This is a genomic window from Mycobacterium sp. NPDC006124 (genome assembly GCF_040614235.1).
Lineage (GTDB): Bacteria > Actinomycetota > Actinomycetes > Mycobacteriales > Mycobacteriaceae > Mycobacterium.
The window spans coordinates 465,234-479,209 of sequence record NZ_JBEXUA010000003.1 but is presented as its reverse complement, the minus strand read 5'-3'; the positions used below and the strand labels follow the sequence as shown (position 1 = coordinate 479,209).

Here is a 13,976-nt window from a genome sequence, read left to right as displayed (position 1 = left end):
GGGCAACGTAGCCACTACCGTCCACACCATGGGCGAACACGCGATAGTCATCGGCAGCAGCCTCGCCGGGCTGTGCGCGGCCAGGGTGTTGTCCGATTTCTACGACCGGGTGACGCTCTACGAGCGCGACGACCTTCCCGACGGGCCCGCCGACCGCACGGCGGTGCCGCAGGGCAAGCACGTCCACCTGCTGATGGCCCGGGGCGCGGCGGAGTTCGAACGACTGTTCCCCGGACTCCTCGACGACATGGTGGCGGCGGGGGTTCCCAAACTCGAGAACCGACCCGACTGCATCCACTTCGGCGCCGCGGGCCACGTCCTGGGCACCAACACGACCCTCAAACGAGAATTCACGGCCTACGTGCCGAGCCGGCCGCACCTGGAGTGGCAAATTCGCCGACGCGCGGTGGCCATCCCCAACGTCGAACTGGTTCACGGCCGGGTCGGCGAATTGCTCTACGACGTCGAACGCGAACGGGTCACCGGCGTGCTGCTCGACGTGGGTGACGAGTCGACTGCCGTGCCCGCCGACCTGGTGGTCGACGCCACCGGCCGTGGCACCCGGCTGCCGGTCTGGCTCGAGCAATGGGGCTTCGGCCGTCCGACCGAGGACACCGTCGACGTCGGCATCGACTACGCCACGCAGCGGGTACGCATCCCAGCCGATGCGCTGAAGGAGAAGGTGGTCGTCGCCGGAGCGACTCACGAGCAGCCGGTCGGCTTGGGCATGCTGCTCTACGAGGACGGGCTGTGGAGCGCCACCACGTACGGCACCGGGAAGGTGCCGCCACCGCAGAACTTCACCGAGATCTGCGATGCGGCCGACGCTCTACTGCCGCCGCACCTCAGCGCCGCCTTGCGGTCCGGTGAACCCGTGGGCGACATGGCATTTCACAAGTATCCCGCCAGCCGATGGCGCCGTTACGACCTGATGGAGCGGTTCCCCGCCGGGGTCATCCCGTTCGGTGACGCGGTGGTTAGCTTCAACCCGACCTACGGCCAAGGAATGACGATGACGTCGATCCAGGCGGGCAATCTCCAGACCGTGCTGAAGTCCGGGGATCCCGACCTCGCGGGGGCCCTGTCACGAGCCACGAAGAAGACGACGTGGCCGGTGTGGACGATGAACGCGATCGGCGACGTGGCGCTGCACAACGCCACAGCCGAGGACGCGCCGTGGTGGTATCTGACCGTCGGAAACCTCTTCGAGCAGTTCTTGGGTGCGGCCGAGACCGACCCGGACCTGGCCGAGTGGTTCCTGCGCCGGTTCAGCTTGCTCGACAGTCTCTACATGGTGCCCGACGCCAAGACCCTCGGCCGGACCGTACGCCACAACATGGGGATGCTGGCCGTCGAGAAATTCGGGAAGGCAAGGACGTTCGTGCAGACGAAGCGGTCTAGGCGCTCGCGGCGCGATCGAGATCCGGTTCCAAGTAGATGACCGTGGCCGCGGGCACCGCGGCTCGAATCGCCGCCTCGGCGGAGTCGATGGTGTTGGCCACCGTCACCAGGTCCGTATGGGGCTCGAGCGCTATCTTCGCCCCGACCAGCATGTCGTCGGGGCCCATGTACTGAGTCCTCAGGTGGATCACCCGGTCCACGTGAGCGGTCTGCTCCAGCGCCGTCCGAATCAGGCCGTCCTCCCGCGGCGTCGCACCCTCCCCGATCAGCGCGCTGTGCATTTCGATCATCAGGACGACGGCGATCACACCCAGGAGGGCACCGATGCACAACGTGCCCACCCCGTCCCAGACCGGATTTCCGGTGAGGATCGTCAGGCCGACGCCGGCCAGAGCGAAGGCGAGGCCGATCAGCGCGCCGGTGTCCTCCAGCAGCACCACCGGCAGCTCGGGGTTGCGCGAGCTGCGGATGAAGTGCCACCAGGTGCCGTCACCCTTGATCGGGCGCGATTCCGTCATCGCGGTGCGAAAGCTGTACCCCTCCAGGCAAATTGCCACGCCCAGGATCGCGACGGCCACGACCGGAGACGTCAATTCGTGGGGGTCGACGATCTTCTCGTAGCCCTCGTACATGGCGAAGGCGGACCCGAGAGAGAACAGCACCAGCGCCACGACGAACGAATAGAAGTAGCGGCTGCGACCGTAGCCGAACTGGTGCAACGCGTCGGCCTTCTTGCCGGCCTCACGTTGACCGAGCAGCAGCAGTCCTTGGTTGGAGGTGTCGGCCACCGAGTGCACGGCCTCGGCGAGCATCGACGAGCTGCCCGTGATGAGGAAGCCGACGAATTTGGCTGCCGCGATGCCCGCGTTCGCCAACAGGGCCGCGACGATTGCGCGCTTGCTTCCCGACGCCGACACCTCAGATGCCGACGGTCGCGCGGAACAGCGCCGCCGGTTGCTCGGTCACCAATCGGATGGGACCGTCGTCGGCGGCCACCCACGCGGCGGCACCCCGCTCGAGGGTCAGCACGCTGGATTTCGCGTGAACCTGGACCGACCCCTCGGTGCAGAACAACACCTGGGGGCCGTCATGCCGGGACGGGGCGTCGATCTCGTGACCGAGATCCTCACCGTCGAGCCGCAACAATGACACGGCGAACTCCGGCGCGGGCGTGTCGTAGACGATTTCGATGCCGTCGCGCGTCGACCGGGGCCGCAGCGCCGACTCGTCGGTGGGCGTGAAGTCCAGCACGCGCAGCAATTCGGGCACGTCGACGTGCTTGGGGGTCAGGCCACCGCGCAGCACGTTGTCGGAGTTGGCCATCACCTCGAAGCCCAAACCGTGCAGGTAGGCGTGCAGGTTGCCGGCGGGCAGGAAGATGGCCTCCCCCGGTTCGAGGCTGATCCGGTTGAGCAGCAACGCGGCAAGCACTCCGGCGTCTCCGGGGTACAGCTCGCCAAGCTGCAGGGCGGTCTTGGCCTCCCTGGCGAATCGCGTTGCCCCGGAGCGCAAGTAAGCGACTGCGCCGTCCAGTACCTGCGGTACCAGCACGTCGAGGTCGGCCTGCGGCGCGGTGATCCACGTAGTGAACAAGGCCCGCAGCCCGTTGGCGTCCGCCTGGCCGGAGAGCAGGTTGACGAAGGGGTCGAGGTCCGCGACCGTCAACGCACGCAGGAGCTCCACACTTTGGGCGACCGGGCGGAACCCCGCCAGCGCCTCGAAGGGACCCAGCGCGACCAGAAGTTCGGGCTTGTGGCTCCGGTCGCGGTAGTTGCGAGTCGGCGCCGAGACCGGGATGTGCAGCCGATCCTCACGGCTGAAGCCCTCCGCGGCTTGTTCTGCGCTCGGATGTGCTTGTAGCGACAGCGGTTCCTCCGCCGCGAGCACCTTCGCCAGGAACGGCAACGCGTCACCGAAGCGCTGACGCGTGGCCGCGCCTAGCTGACCGTCCGGATCGTCGGCGATGGTGTCGAGCAGCGACCGCTCGCCGCCGTCGCCAGCCAACCACGCCGGGTCACCGGGATGAGCTCCGAGCCACAGTTCGGCCTCGGGATGCGGTGTCGGACTGTGCCGCCCGGTGAATTCGGCGATGGCAGTGTGTGATCCCCATGCGTAGGTGCGCAGCGCGCCACGAAGAAGGTCCACCGGCTAACCCCGGGCCAATCGCAGATACACCGCGGCCATCTCGAAACGCACGGCGAGCACGGCGAGTTGCTGCTCGCGCCGACCCGTGGGCCGCGGCAGTGCGCCGTCGGGCACGTCGTCGGCGCTCAGGACGTCGACGTCGTCGTAACCACTCAGCGAGGCCACCATCGCAGGCCGCTCCTCGTCGGTCGCGAACACGATGGCTCGGACCCGGCGGCCGAGCGGGCCGTCGATGTCGTCGTCGTGGAAGATCGACGACTCATAGGTGCTGGCGCCATTGGTCAATCCTCGGCGAAGGGCCGCCATGGCGTCGGCCAGGCCCACCGCGGCCGCCGGTTGCTGGGCGACGCGAAGCAACGTCGAGCCGGCGTGCCGCGCGAGCGCCACGGTGGCCGAGGTGCCGCCAGCAAGGACGACGTCACGGTCGGACATCCGGTCGGCGAGCGATTTGGCCGGGTTGGTGAAGACGTCACGACTTGCACTGTTGCGCAACGTTTCCGCGTCCAGCGCGTCGGCCAGCTCGGAGAGGTCCGCACTCATACCCGGCAGGACGACGTGCAGCACGGCCAATCCGACGGCGAGATAGCGCACGAGCCCGAATTCGTCGGAGAGTTGCAGCCGGGGTGCCAGCACGACGGCCCTGCCGGCCGCGACCTCGCGAAGCGGACCTTCGTCCGGGGCGGCCACGACTACCCTTGCGCCACGGCGGATTCCGCTCGCGGCGGAATTCACCAGCACCGGATCGGCGGCGTCGTCACCGGCGACGATCATCACGTCGAGGGCACCGATCCACGGCGGCACTTCCGAGGCGACGACGATCGGGGCTCTGGTCGAGCCGCCGAGAGCTGCGGCGAGCATGTCTCCCGCCGCCTCGGCAGCACCGCGGGTGGCCACCCAGATGACGGTCCGCGGCGGATGACCACCGGCCAGGGAGGCCAGGGCGCCCTCGTCCAACGCGGCGGCGGTCGCCCGCATGTGCGCACCCGCCATCGACGCCGCCCGCAGCAGACCCTCACGGTCGGCGGCGAGAAGTCCCTCGACGTCGTCGAGGTCGACGGTCGCGTGCGGCGCGCTCACCTCGCGGACCCACCTTCAGCGGTTCGTGCGGTGATCTGCGCGCCGATCTCGTCGACGAGGGCGGCGACGTCCTCGGCGGTCCTTGCCTCCACGTTGAGTCGCAGCAACGGTTCGGTGTTGGAGGTGCGCAGGTTGAACCAGGTGCCCTCGCCGAGGTCGACGGTCACGCCGTCGAGGTGGTCGATCGATCGTGTGCGACAGCCGAATGCGGTCAACACCGCGTCGACGCACGCGGGCGCGTCGGCCACGGTGAAGTTGATCTCTCCGGAGGCCTCGTACCGCTGATAGTCGGCCATCATCTCCGACAGGGGACGGTCCTGCTCGCCGAGGGCGGCGAGGACGTGCAGCGCCGCAAGCATGCCGGAGTCGGCGCCCCAGAAGTCGCGGAAGTAGTAGTGCGCGGAGTGCTCGCCACCGAAGATCGCTCCCGATTCGGCCATCAGCGCCTTGATGTAGGAGTGGCCGACGCGGGAGCGCAGCGCGGTGCCACCCCGTTCGACGATCAATTCGGGCACCGCCCGCGAGGTGATGAGGTTGTGGATGACGGTGGCGCCGATTTCGCGGCCCAACTCCCGGCCGGCGACCAGAGCGGTCACCGCCGACGGCGACACCGGCCGACCGCGTTCGTCGACGACGAAGCACCGGTCGGCGTCCCCGTCGAAGGCCAGCCCGATGTCGGCGCCGGAGTCGACGACGTGGCGTTGCAGGTCGACGAGGTTGGCCGGGTCGAGGGGGTTGGCCTCGTGGTTGGGGAACGTGCCGTCGAGCTCGAAGAACAACGGCACCAACGTGATCGACGCCAGCGGCCCCAGGACGGCAGGAGTCGTGTGACCACCCATGCCGTTGCCGGCGTCGACGGCGACCCGCAGTGGTCGCAGCGCAGAGATGTCGACCAGCGACCGCAGGAAGTGTCCGTAGTCGACGAGCACGTCGCGATCCTCGACCGTGCCTGCCGGGCCGTCGTGGTGCGGCACGCCGTGGATCACTTCGTCGCTGATCGTGGTCAGCCCGCTGTCCTTGCCGACGGGCTTGGCGCCCGCCCGGCACAGTTTGATGCCGTTGTAAGCCGCGGGGTTGTGGCTCGCGGTGAACATCGCGCCGGGGCAGTCGAGCAGGCCGGAGGCGAAGTAGAGCTGGTCGGTGGACGCCAGTCCGATCCTGGTGACGTCGAGCCCCTGGGCGACGACGCCCTCGGCGAAGGCGCCGGCCAGCGCTGGCGAGCTGTCGCGCATGTCGTAGCCAATGGCGACCCGGTCGGCCCCCTCGTCGCGCATCAGCCTGGCGAACGCACCGCCGACCTCGGCGACGAATGCCTCGTCGATTTCTTCGCCAACCAGCCCTCGGACGTCATACGCCTTGATGACGCGGTTGACAGCCGCAGCAGGCCTCGACATTGATCTCCTCGCGCAGGGGACTCTTTGGGCCAAGCCTATCGGCTCGGCAACCGTCGTGTCGGAGGGTCATGCCGGTCGGTCGCGCGTGCTCCGGCAAAACGTTCGGCGACGGGCACTGCGGACGGCTCGATTCAGTCCAGTGGGTCCGGCAACACGCGCAGGTGGCCGCGTTTACGGCCATTCTGTTCGACGCGCTGTACCGGCGGGGCCATCAGCGCTGCGCCGCGGACGCCGACACCCGGATCGGAGAACCCGACCGGGGCGTTCGCCACGGCAGCGTCCCTACCCTCTCGCACCGCGTCGGCAAGTGCCACGAGGTCGTCGTCGTCGGTATGGGACGGCAGCGGACCCGCGTGCCTGACGAGTTCCCACCCGCGCGGCGCGGTGATGCGTCCGGCATGGATCACGCACAGATCCCAGGAGTGGGGCTCGGATGCGGTGGCCAGCGGTCCGACGACGGCGGTCGAGTCCTTGTAGACGAAGGTCAGCGTCGCCACGGCGTAGTGCGGGCACCCGGGCCTGCAGCAGCGACGGGGAACGTTCACGGACACGAGGCTATCGCGCGGGAACCTCTCGGGTAGGCGACACGCGCAGCACGCCACGCGTCGATCTCCAACCGTTACGATCGCCGCATGGTGGACCGGCAGCCCTCACGTGGGCATCGCGGACGTCGGGAGATGCGCGGCCCGCTGCTTCCGCCCACCGTGCCGGGATGGCGTAGTCGGGCCGAGCGCTTCGACATGGCCGTGCTGGAGGCCTACGAACCGATCGAGCGCCAGTGGCAGGAGCGGCTGGCGGCTCTGGACGTGGCCGTCGACGAGATTCCGCGAATCGCACCGAAGGATCCCGACAACATTCAGTGGCCGCCCGAGGTCATCGCCGACGGCCCGATTGCCCTCGCGAGGTTGATACCTGCCGGGGTGGACGTGCGGGGCAACAGCACGCGCGCGCGAATCGTGCTGTTCCGCAAGCCGATCGAGCGACGGGCGAAGGACACCGTCGACCTGTCGGACCTACTACATGACGTGCTGGTGGCACAGGTGGCCACCTACCTCGGCGTGGAGCCCTCCGTCATCGACCCGACGGTCGACGACGACTGACCCACGCCGGGTCGGCGCTGAATCAGATGATGCCGCGCTTGAGGCGACGCCGCTCGCGTTCCGAGAGCCCGCCCCAGATTCCGAAGCGTTCATCGTGGGCCAGCGCATAGTCGAGGCACCGGTCCTTCACCTCGCATCCGAGGCAGATCCGCTTGGCCTCGCGGGTCGAGCCACCCTTCTCGGGGAAGAATGCCTCGGGGTCGGTCTGCGCGCACAGTGCGCGTTCCTGCCATTGCTCGTCGTCGAGTTCCGGATCGCCGAATGCTCCCGCCGGGTCGGGGACCACGCTCAACTGTGGACGGCCGATCACCCCACCCTGCGACGGCCCGGTATTGGTATGCGGTTCGTTGCCTACTGAGCCGAGCATCCGATTGTCGAACCGGACGACACGATCGAAATCAACGTGCTCATAAGACATCTTCCGCCTCCTCACCTGTCTTTGAATTGCCCTGCTTCAATCCCCACCACGCACCCTAGTGGCCCCAGTAATTCGAACAAGTGATCGAATCTCGGTCTGCGACACTGGAACCGGAAGCAACCGGGAAATGACACTGATGTGATTAGACACGCGTTAGCTGCAAGGGTCAAGCGCAGGGGCGCGATTTCATACCATCCCGTTATCTAACGTCGGCGCGTCGGGCGCCTGGCGTGTCGCAAAAGTGACCAAGTCGGGCCCGTGATGAACCACGTTCGAGTTCGAGCGCCTAGTGTCGATCGATGTGAAGGTGACTGTTCTGGTGGGCGGTGTCGGGGGCGCCCGCTTCCTCCTTGGCGTTCAGCAATACCTGGGCCTTGGCCAATTCGCGGGCGCCGCAACGGGACCCTCGGGTGATCATCGACTCACTGCAATCGTCAACGTGGGCGACGACGCATGGATGCACGGCGTGCGGATTTGCCCGGACCTCGACACCTGCATGTACACGTTAGGTGGAGGTATAGACCCCGAGCGGGGTTGGGGCCACGCCAACGAAACTTGGCATGCCAAGGAGGAACTCGCCGCCTACGGAGTGCAACCCGATTGGTTCGGTCTCGGCGACCGCGACCTCGCCACCCACCTGGTGCGCACCCAGATGCTCCGCGCCGGCTACCCGCTGTCCGAGGTGACCGAGGCGCTGTGTGCGCGGTGGCAACCCGGCGCGCGGCTCCTGCCGGTCACCGACGACCGTAGCGAAACCCACGTCGTCGTCACCGATCCCGAAACGGGAGCCGACGGCGACGCCCGACGCGCCATCCACTTTCAGGAGTGGTGGGTGCGCTACCGAGCCCAGATCCCCACCCATGACTTCGCCTTCATCGGCGCCGACAAGGCAACGGCGGCACCGGGAGTGCTCGACGCCATCGCCGAGGCCGACGTCGTCTTCCTCGCCCCGTCCAATCCCGTCGTCAGCGTCGGCGCGATCCTCGCCGTCCCGGGTATCCGTGGCGCACTTCGGTCCACCTCCGCGCCGGTGATCGGCTACTCCCCCATCGTCGCGGGGCGAGCCCTGCGGGGCATGGCCGACGAATGCCTCACTGTCATCGGGGTCGAGACGTCCTCGCAGGCCGTGGGTGCGCACTTCGGATCGCGATCGGGCACGGGCCTGCTCGACGGGTGGCTCGTCGACGAGGGCGACACCGCGACGGTCGACGGCGTCGCCGTCCGCTCGGTGCCACTGCTGATGACCGATCCACGGGCGACCGCCGAGATGGTGCGCCACGGCGTCGAACTCGCCGGTCTGGAGACGAGCTCGTGACGGGCTCAGACCGGACCACCGAGCATGGAGCCGCCGCTGCCGTGGAAATCCTTCCCGTCGCGGGGCTCCCGGAGTTCCGGCCGGGAGACGACGTGGCCGCCGCGATCGCCGCGGCCGCGCCGTGGCTACGCAACGAGGACGTCGTCGTCGTGACCAGCAAGGTGCTCTCCAAGAGTGAGGGACGCATCGTCGCAGCACCCGGCGACCCCGAGGAGCGAGACGCGCTGCGGCGCAGGCTCGTCGACTCCGAGGCCGTCCGGGTGCTCGCCCGCAAGGGCAAGACCTTGATCACCGAGAACGCGATCGGCCTCATCCAGGCCGCGGCGGGCGTCGACGGCTCCAACGTCGACTCCGCCGAACTTGCCCTGCTGCCGGTCGATCCCGACGGCAGTGCCGCGCTTCTGCGTGACCGGCTCGCCGAACTCCTCGGCGTCACCGTCGGCGTCGTCGTCACCGACACGATGGGACGCGCCTGGCGCAACGGGCAGACCGACGCCGCCATCGGCGCTGCGGGGCTGGCCGTACTGCACGGCTACGGTGGCGCGCACGACGACTTCGGCAATGAGCTGGTGGTGACCGAGGTCGCCGTCGCGGACGAAATCGCCGCGGCGGCAGATCTGGTGAAGGGCAAGCTGACCGGCATTCCCGTGGCCGTCGTGCGGGGGTTGACGCTGCGCGACGACGGCTCCGCAGGACGCTCCCTCGTCCGCGCCGGCGAGGAGGATCTGTTCTGGCTCGGCACCGCGGAGGCCGTGGACATGGGCCGCAGGCAAGCCCAGCTGCTACGTCGATCCGTCCGTACCTTCGACGCCCGCCCGGTCGACCCCGCGGTGGTGGAAGCGGCTGTCGCCGAAGCGCTTACCGCTCCGGCACCGCACCACACCCGGCCGGTGCGATTCGTGTGGGTGCGCGACCGCCAGGTGCGACTGCGGCTGCTGGACGCGATGAGGGATCGGTGGCGCGCCGACCTCTTGGCCGACGGCCGACCCGCGGACGCCGTCGACCGACGCGTCGCGCGCGGCCAGATCCTCTACGACGCACCGGAGCTCATGATTCCCTTCATGGTGCCCGACGGAGCGCACACCTACCCGGACGCCACCAGGACTGCCGCCGAGACGACCATGTTCACCATCGCCGCCGGGGCGGCCGTTCAGGCCCTGCTCGTCGCTCTGTCGGTCCGGGAGGTCGGAAGCTGTTGGATCGGCTCGACGATCTTCGCCGCCGACCTCGCGCGCGAGGTGCTCGACCTCGCCGAAGACTGGCATCCGTTGGGCGCCATCGCCATCGGGTATCCCGTCGAGCCACTGACGCCGCGCGAGCCCGTGCCGACCGAGGGCCTCCTGATGATCCGATGAGCGTGCACGCATCCGTCGTCGACGTACTGAACCGATGGCAGCCAAGCGATCCCGCTCAGGACTCTCTGCGCCACGCAGTCTTGGCCTTCGTCCTCGCCAGAGACGACGCGTGTCGCCGGGACTGCGCACCTGGTCACGTCACGGCCTCGACCCTGGTGCTCGACCACACCGGCACGCGCACGCTGCTGACCCTGCACCCCCGCATCGGTCGCTGGGTTCAGCTCGGCGGGCACTGCGAGGAGTCCGATCAAGACGTCGCCGCCGCGGCCGCTCGCGAGGCGCGCGAAGAATCCGGCATCGCCGAATTGACGGTCTCGGAGCTGCCCGTCGCCCTGCACGTGCACGCCCTGACGTGTTCGCTAGGCACCCCGACGCGACACCTGGACCTGCAGTTCGTGGCCCGGGCGGCACCGGGCGCCCACGCCGCCATCAGCGAGGAGTCACTCGACCTGCGCTGGTGGCCGCTGGACGCCCTTCCCGATGGCGCCGACTTCGGTCTGCGGCAGTTGGCGCGCGCCGCTCAGACGTCCGTCGAGTAACGGATGCCACCGTCGGGAATCCGCACCCCCGGCCACACTCGCGCTCCACGCAGCAGTTCGCATCGCGCTCCGATGTCGGCACCGTCGCCGATCACGCCGTCGCGGATCAACGCCCTCGGACCAATCCGGGCCCCGAAGCCGATGATGGAACGCTCGACGACCGACCCTGCTTCGATCTTCGCTCCGTCGAAGACGACCGCGCCGTCCAGTCGTGCGCCGGGGCCGATCTCGGCGCCCCGGCCGATCACCGTTCCGCCAATCAGGAGCGCGCCCGGCGCCACGGAGGCGCCGTCGTGCACTAGTTCCTCACCGCGGTGACCATTCAGCGCGGGTGAGGGCGCGATGCCACGGACCAGGTCGGCCGAACCACGTACGAAGTCGTCGGGCGTCCCCATGTCGCGCCAGTAGGTGGCGTCGACGTATCCGCACACCTTCAGTCCGTCGGACAGCAGCGTCGGGAACACCTCGCGCTCGACCGACACCTCCCGACCGGTCGGGATGAGGTCGATCACCGACCGCTTGAACACGTAGCAGCCCGCATTGATCTGGTCGGTCGGCGGATCCTGGGTCTTCTCCAGGAACGCCGTGACGACGCCGTCGGAATCTGTTGGCACGCAACCGAAGGCACGCGGATCACCTACCCGCACCAGGTGCAGCGTCAGGTCGGCGTCGCGGTCGTGGTGGCTGTTGAGCAGGGCGTTGATGTCAGCGCCGGAGAGCACGTCGCCGTTGAACACCAGGGCCGTGTCGTAACGCAGCTTCGAGGCCACGTTGGCGATGCCACCGCCGGTGCCCCGCGGCTCGTCCTCGACCACGTAGTCGATCTGCAACCCGAGCTTGGACCCGTCGCCGAACTCGGCTTCGAACACCTGGGCCTTGTACGACGTGCCCAACACGACGTGCTGAATGCCCGCCGCCGCGATGCGCGACAACAAGTGGGTCAGGAAGGGCAGCCCCGCCGTGGGCAGCATCGGCTTGGGGGCCGACAACGTCAGCGGGCGAAGGCGGGTGCCCTGCCCTCCGACGAGCACGACCGCGTCGACCTCTGCCGGATTGACCGAATTTCCCATTGCCAGCCCCACCTGTTCATCGTCGTCTGGTCTTGCGCCGAGAGTTGCCGACCACCAGTCCGGCCCGAGCGGCCAGGGCAGCCCGGATGACCCACCGAAGCGGAGCCTGCCACCGGCGGGAATGCCGGTCGGCCAGGAAAGTGTAGGTGCTTTCGTGGTGGGCGGCCAAGTTGCGGGCGGGGTCGCGGCCAGTCGAGTGTCCCTTGTCGTGAAGCACCTCCGCCGAGGGCACGTAGACGTTCTGCCAACCCGCCGCGGCGAGGCGATCTCCGAGGTCAACGTCCTCCATGTACATGAAGTAGCGCTCGTCGAAGCCGGCGATCGCGTCGAATGCCTCCCGGCGCAGCAGCAGACACGAGCCCGACAACCAGCCGACGGGACGTTCGCTGGGCTCCAATCGCTCCTGGCGGTAGGCGGCCGTCCACGGATTCGACTTCCAGACCGGACCGACCACGGCGTGCATGCCGCCTCGGACCAAACTCGGCTGGTGCCGAGCCGACGGGTAGACCGAGCCGTCGGGATCGCGGATGAGGGGGCCCAGCGAGCCCGCCCGCGGCCACCGTCGAGCGGCCTCGAGAAGGACGTCGATGCTCCCGGGGCCCCAGACCACGTCCGGATTGGCGACGACGAAGAATTCCGGATCACCGGCACCGGCGTCGACGGGGTTCGCGGGGTCGGTGATGTAGTCACGCACCGCCCGGTTGACCGCCGACCCGTAACCAAGATTGGCCCCGGTGTGCAGCAGCCGGGCGTTGGGGTACTGCGCGATCGCGGCCTCCGGTGACCCGTCGGTCGATCCGTTGTCGGCCATCACCACCGTGACCCGGCGCTCGGTGGCATGCCCCAACGACGCCAGGAACCGGTCGAGGTGCGGCCCTGGGGAATAGGTCACCGTCACCACGATCAGACCCGGCGTCACGGCGTCGAGGGTAGTCATGAGCTTAGGACCCGGCTCGGGGGGTGCCCCGTGCCGACGATGTCAGCGCGCAAGCAGGCTGGCGGCCATCTTGGGTTGCCAATCCGAAGTCAATAGCGCGCCAAAGTTCGTCTCGCGGTCGCCGCGATTGGTCGTGTCCGTGTCGCGAATGCTATAGATGAACGCAGGGCCGCTGTAATTAGTTGCGGCTGCCGCAGCCAGCACATCGAGAATTTGCTTACCCTGCTCCCCTTGACTGACGCCGTCGGAGCAGTCGCACGTCGGAGCGCCGAACTCAGTCAACCAAATCTTCTTGGACCCGTCGCCGCGACTAATCATGATGTCGCGCATTTTTTGAACGTCCGACCAGCCATTCTCAGGGTCAGCGGCGAGTCCGGTGGGAAACACATAGGGATGTGCTGCTGCGGCATCGAAGTTGCCCTTGATTCCTGCCGCGTACATCTTGTTGAGGTAAGACGGCGGCGAATCATCTCCGGGAAGCCGACTTAGTCCGGCCAAGATCACCGAACTTGAGGGCAGAGCGGCCTTGATTGCGGGGTAGGCAGCCTTGACCATCTCGGAATAACGAGAAGCGCTATTGACCATGTCGCCGAAGAACATTGGAAGATTGGGCTCGTTCCACAACTGCCAGGTGCTAACCCGGCTGCCGTAGTGCTTGGCGGCCGCAGCGCCGAAATTTGCGAAGTCGGCAGCGTTGTCCGGAGGCGTGGACAGAGACGTCCCGGGCGGCTTGGCCCAAGCGGGGGTATACGAGATTACGCCCAGCACTTTCAGATTCCGGGTTCGCGCTGCGTCGATGATCATGTCGGTCTGAGCCCAGTCGTATTGACCCCTTGACTGCTCGATTTGCGCCCAAGGCACGAGCACGCGAAACCAGGTGGCATTGGTCCTTGCAACAGCATCGAGTTCGCGGTTCGCCTCGTCGCCATCGAGCCACGTAGTCTGAGCGCCGTCACCAAACCCGTACCCCGCGGCTGGAATCGAGCGCGGTGCCGCGGTAGCCGGTGGTGCCGCTAGGGCTGCGACGAAAAGCGTGACGCAGGACAATACGCACGTCAAAAGCCTGTAGTGGCCGTTCGTCATGTGGCTAAACTACCGTACCGCAGGCACGGAGCTCCGTTCGCCCCCATACCGTCGCTCCCGTCGCCAACGGGGGGGCGTCAACGCAGGTTTGACGTGTCTCAGTCGCTGCCGCGACTGAGACACTTTCACCCTTCGAGAAACA

Annotated in this window: 14 protein-coding genes; 5 read left to right on the top strand and 9 right to left on the bottom strand. The window is 67.9% G+C overall.

Features of this window, described 5'->3' with window-relative positions:
• Positions 1 to 28 precede the first annotated feature (28 nt).
• A complete protein-coding gene (locus ABZ195_RS09215; protein WP_355216877.1) occupies positions 29 to 1,441 on the top strand; it encodes an oxidoreductase in 1,413 nt (470 codons plus the stop codon).
• Here ABZ195_RS09215 and ABZ195_RS09210 read toward each other — a convergent pair.
• The 5 genes from ABZ195_RS09210 to ABZ195_RS09190 form a co-directional block, all read right to left on the bottom strand.
• On the bottom strand, positions 1,398 to 2,318 hold the full coding sequence (locus tag ABZ195_RS09210; RefSeq protein WP_355216875.1) for a cation diffusion facilitator family transporter: 921 nt from the start codon (positions 2,316 to 2,318) through the stop codon (positions 1,398 to 1,400). The two genes, ABZ195_RS09215 and ABZ195_RS09210, sit on opposite strands and share 44 nt — an antisense overlap.
• A 1-nt stretch (position 2,319) precedes the next feature.
• Positions 2,320 to 3,546: a mannose-6-phosphate isomerase, class I gene (gene manA / locus ABZ195_RS09205; RefSeq protein ID WP_355216873.1), complete on the bottom strand. Its 1,227-nt coding sequence runs from the start codon at positions 3,544 to 3,546 to the stop codon at positions 2,320 to 2,322.
• 3 nt (positions 3,547 to 3,549) lie between these two features.
• Positions 3,550 to 4,623, bottom strand: a complete 1,074-nt coding sequence (locus tag ABZ195_RS09200) for a TobH protein (protein WP_355216871.1) — start codon at positions 4,621 to 4,623, stop codon at positions 3,550 to 3,552.
• Complete coding sequence (locus ABZ195_RS09195) at positions 4,620 to 6,017, bottom strand: phosphomannomutase/phosphoglucomutase (RefSeq protein ID WP_355216869.1); 1,398 nt, start codon at positions 6,015 to 6,017, stop codon at positions 4,620 to 4,622. The genes ABZ195_RS09200 and ABZ195_RS09195 overlap by 4 nt, the downstream gene beginning before the upstream one ends.
• A 131-nt stretch (positions 6,018 to 6,148) precedes the next feature.
• Positions 6,149 to 6,562 (bottom strand): DUF3499 domain-containing protein, encoded by a 414-nt coding sequence (locus tag ABZ195_RS09190; RefSeq protein ID WP_355216867.1) that lies wholly within the window; start codon positions 6,560 to 6,562, stop codon positions 6,149 to 6,151.
• A gap of 132 nt (positions 6,563 to 6,694) precedes the next feature.
• On the opposite strand from ABZ195_RS09190, the gene ABZ195_RS09185 reads away from it, so the two are divergent.
• Positions 6,695 to 7,117, top strand: a complete 423-nt coding sequence (locus ABZ195_RS09185; protein WP_355217056.1) for a metallopeptidase family protein — start codon at positions 6,695 to 6,697, stop codon at positions 7,115 to 7,117.
• Positions 7,118 to 7,139: 22 nt separating this feature from the next.
• Here ABZ195_RS09185 and ABZ195_RS09180 read toward each other — a convergent pair whose 3' ends face one another.
• Entirely contained in the window at positions 7,140 to 7,409 is a 270-nt protein-coding gene (locus ABZ195_RS09180) for a WhiB family transcriptional regulator (protein WP_263997035.1), read from the bottom strand.
• Positions 7,410 to 7,836: 427 nt separating this feature from the next.
• Between ABZ195_RS09180 and cofD the strand changes: the two genes are divergently transcribed.
• The 3 genes from cofD to ABZ195_RS09165 are packed head-to-tail and all read left to right on the top strand — an operon-like array spanning position 7,837 to position 10,744.
• Entirely contained in the window at positions 7,837 to 8,850 is a 1,014-nt protein-coding gene (gene cofD, locus ABZ195_RS09175) for a 2-phospho-L-lactate transferase (RefSeq protein ID WP_355216865.1), read from the top strand.
• Entirely contained in the window at positions 8,847 to 10,205 is a 1,359-nt protein-coding gene (locus ABZ195_RS09170; RefSeq protein WP_355216863.1) for a coenzyme F420-0:L-glutamate ligase, read from the top strand. The genes cofD and ABZ195_RS09170 overlap by 4 nt, the downstream gene beginning before the upstream one ends.
• Positions 10,202 to 10,744 (top strand): NUDIX domain-containing protein, encoded by a 543-nt coding sequence (locus ABZ195_RS09165; protein ID WP_355216862.1) that lies wholly within the window; start codon positions 10,202 to 10,204, stop codon positions 10,742 to 10,744. The genes ABZ195_RS09170 and ABZ195_RS09165 overlap by 4 nt, the downstream gene beginning before the upstream one ends.
• Here the strand turns inward: ABZ195_RS09165 and ABZ195_RS09160 are convergent.
• From ABZ195_RS09160 to ABZ195_RS09150, 3 genes are read right to left on the bottom strand one after another with little or no spacing between them, the layout of a single operon-like run.
• Positions 10,726 to 11,814, bottom strand: coding sequence for an NDP-sugar synthase (locus ABZ195_RS09160; protein WP_355216860.1), 1,089 nt, complete (start codon positions 11,812 to 11,814; stop codon positions 10,726 to 10,728). The two genes, ABZ195_RS09165 and ABZ195_RS09160, sit on opposite strands and share 19 nt — an antisense overlap.
• Before the next feature lie 16 nt (positions 11,815 to 11,830).
• Complete coding sequence (locus tag ABZ195_RS09155) at positions 11,831 to 12,751, bottom strand: glycosyltransferase family 2 protein (protein WP_355216858.1); 921 nt, start codon at positions 12,749 to 12,751, stop codon at positions 11,831 to 11,833.
• Positions 12,752 to 12,793: 42 nt separating this feature from the next.
• On the bottom strand, positions 12,794 to 13,834 hold the full coding sequence (locus tag ABZ195_RS09150) for a cellulase family glycosylhydrolase (RefSeq protein ID WP_355216857.1): 1,041 nt from the start codon (positions 13,832 to 13,834) through the stop codon (positions 12,794 to 12,796).
• Positions 13,835 to 13,976 lie beyond the last annotated feature (142 nt).

Excerpts from the sequence above, each read along its gene's own strand:
- ABZ195_RS09150 (WP_355216857.1), bottom strand. The coding sequence starts at position 13,834 with ATGACGAACGGCCACTACAGGCTTTTGACGTGCGTATTGTCCTGCGTC.
- ABZ195_RS09185 (WP_355217056.1), top strand. The coding sequence starts at position 6,695 with ATGCGCGGCCCGCTGCTTCCGCCCACCGTGCCGGGATGGCGTAGTCGG.
- ABZ195_RS09160 (WP_355216860.1), bottom strand. The coding sequence starts at position 11,814 with ATGGGAAATTCGGTCAATCCGGCAGAGGTCGACGCGGTCGTGCTCGTC.
- ABZ195_RS09155 (WP_355216858.1), bottom strand. The coding sequence starts at position 12,751 with ATGACTACCCTCGACGCCGTGACGCCGGGTCTGATCGTGGTGACGGTG.
- ABZ195_RS09195 (WP_355216869.1), bottom strand. The coding sequence starts at position 6,017 with ATGTCGAGGCCTGCTGCGGCTGTCAACCGCGTCATCAAGGCGTATGAC.
- ABZ195_RS09215 (WP_355216877.1), top strand. The coding sequence starts at position 29 with ATGGGCGAACACGCGATAGTCATCGGCAGCAGCCTCGCCGGGCTGTGC.
- ABZ195_RS09165 (WP_355216862.1), top strand. The coding sequence starts at position 10,202 with ATGAGCGTGCACGCATCCGTCGTCGACGTACTGAACCGATGGCAGCCA.